4 protein-coding genes are annotated in these 2,463 nt (G+C 47.4%); all 4 read right to left on the bottom strand.

From position 1 onward, the window contains the following. Positions 1–179: 179 nt before the first annotated feature. Positions 180–602 carry an HIT family protein gene (locus WBV27_RS08970; protein WP_086628466.1) on the bottom strand — a complete coding sequence of 141 codons (423 nt, stop codon included), beginning with the start codon at positions 600–602 and terminating at the stop codon, positions 180–182. A gap of 136 nt (positions 603–738) precedes the next feature. Beyond that, entirely contained in the window at positions 739–1,410 is a 672-nt protein-coding gene (locus WBV27_RS08975; protein WP_424201337.1) for a class I SAM-dependent methyltransferase, read from the bottom strand. A 24-nt stretch (positions 1,411–1,434) separates the two neighbouring features. Then, positions 1,435–2,160 (bottom strand): ZIP family metal transporter, encoded by a 726-nt coding sequence (locus WBV27_RS08980; RefSeq protein WP_424201339.1) that lies wholly within the window; start codon positions 2,158–2,160, stop codon positions 1,435–1,437. Between the two features lie 113 nt (positions 2,161–2,273). Continuing rightward, positions 2,274–2,463 (bottom strand): methyltransferase family protein (locus WBV27_RS08985; protein WP_424201341.1); only part of this gene is annotated, 190 nt, incomplete at its 5' end.

Consider the following 2,463-nt stretch of genomic DNA (forward strand, 5'->3'; position numbering starts at 1 on the left):
AATTCGGCCAAAGGTGATGAAAAGACCTTGCTGCCCTTTTACATCCAAAGGCCCTCTCATTGGACTGCCTGATTTGTTGATAATTTGTTTATTGAAGTGATTGGGACTCTTTTCTTTTGGGTAAAGCAAAAAGCTGACTCCGCCTGGAGCCAGCTTTTTTAATTCGGATTCATCACGCTCTACATGTTTGTGCGGATTTGTTCAGCCAATGCTTCGTACGCATCGTCCGTCAAGGTCACGCGGCCTGGGTTCATGTCGAAAGTCGAGCCCCATTCGAAGGCGTCGTCTTTGTATTTTGGCACCAAGTGGAAGTGCAGGTGTTTGCCGGTATCGCCGTAAGCGCCGTAATTCACTTTTTCAGGGCTGAAGGCTTTGTGCAGCGCGTTCGCAACTGTGGCGATATCCGCGAAGTAGCCGTTGCGCTCCTCATCCGTGATGTTCACCAATTCGCTCACGTGGTCTTTGTAGGCAACGATCACACGGCCTTTGTGGCTTTGTTCTTTAAAAACATAGACTTTACTGTAAGGCAATTCGCAGCAAGGATATCCGAAAGCCAACACCATTTCGCCTTCCATGCAATAAGCGCAATTTTCATCTTTCATAAACACAGACCTCCTAGAAATATATTTCCAGTTCATTATAGCATTTTTAAGCGCCTACATTTTGTCTGGAATCCAACAGTATTGCGTACAAAATGTGAACACAAATGCGATGTATGAGGTGAAGGCCCGTATTTAGTCACTTTCTCCATAGCGCACATATGTATCCACCCTGAATTGTTTCGTAAAGCTCCTTTTCCCTCTCGATGGTAAACTCTTCCTCATCCGCAAACGGAGGGCTGAATAGGCATGCCCCTGTTTCTGCCAATTTCTCCGGATTCCACGCCTTCAAATCCTCAATGGTCTTGAAATCAGCGTAGCGATAGATCGAATTTTCCTGCAATTTTTTGGCCTGATAGTAATCGCCCCAATCACTATCCGCATTGATGGTCCCTATCAAAATCTGTCCGCCAACCTTTGCTACCCGGAACATTTCTTTTACTGCCCGAGCTGTGTCCTCGATGAATTCGACGGCAGCCATCGCGAGTACGACATCGAATGCGCCGTCTTCGAATGCCAGCTCCGTCGCATCCATCTGAAGATAGGAAATGGACAAATCCAGTTCAGCCGCTTTTCCCCAGGCGACTTTCAGCATCTCTTCGGAAACATCGATTCCAGTGACGACACACCCCATTCCAGCCAACTTCATGCTGAAATTCCCGGTACCACAACCCACATCCAGCACCTTCATCCCCGGCTCCAGTTTTAGCATGCCAAATGCCAAATCGGTCTCGATTCTATCTACGAATGCACCTTTCTTTTGACTATACCATTCGTCGTACTGTGTTGCGATATTGTTGAAGACTGCCATCATTCCTGCTCCTTTCGTTTCAGATTACCGCTCGGTGAACATAATGAATAGCGCTAAAGCGACACCGCACAGGAAAGCCAAGTACGAGTGCTCCTTGTCGTGCTCTTCAGCTTCCGGCAACAGATGCGCTGCGGAAACATAGATCAAAACCCCGACTGCAAAACCAAGGGCAAGTCCGAGAACGGCGTCATTCAGGCCGGTCACGAATGGATAAGCGATGAAAGCCCCAAGTGGCGTCGTCAAAGCGGCAACCAGAAACGCATAGATGATAGCCTTTTTCCCGCTCACCCCGGCTTTAACCAACGCCGAGAAGGTGATCGCACCCTCCGCAAACTCGTGCACGATCAAACCGATCCCTGCCATCACGCCAGTAGCTGTACTGATACTGAAAGCGACGGCATAGATGATGCCATCCACAAAGGAGTGGATGCCGATGCCTTCGAGGGCAACGATACCAAAAGCCAACTCGGCTTGCTGCGTCCTGTGTTTGATGTATTTATTGCTGAAGAACATGAAGATAAATCCTGCTAAGGCAGCCAAACCGGCATCCGCATTTTTCTCTAGCGCCTCCGGAAAGGCGATGATCAGCGGCGAGGCAATCAGGACGCCGGCCGCGAAGCACATGAAATATTCGATGTTCCGGTCGACCCACTGCTTATTTTTATAGATGACCCAAATGCCGATGCTGTTCACGACCATAGCGCTCAAGGCAAATAACGCAATCAAAGAGAACGTATTGCTGCCCGACATAACCATCCCTCCTCATGCATCCCGTAAATAGATAATCGCTCTTTTTTAGATTGTCCATTTTTGTTCGCCTCTGTAAGCTACAAATTGGATCTCAGCTTTTGAAACTGCTTCTTTCAAAAATACCTTCTCGTTTTCTTCTGATAATCTGAATATTCTTTTCCAAATGCTTTGGATAGGAACTTCTCCTCTTCCAATATTTGAAGGTGAAGGAGGAATAACAGCATGCAGGAAAAGATGACATTTACCATGTTCGAAAACAGCAACGCCATTCCGATAAAGAACAAATCAAATCCGACAAAACCT

The sequence above is a fragment of the Trichococcus sp. genome, assembly GCF_049589555.1.
In the GTDB taxonomy this organism is placed as follows: Bacteria; Bacillota; Bacilli; order Lactobacillales; family Aerococcaceae; genus Trichococcus.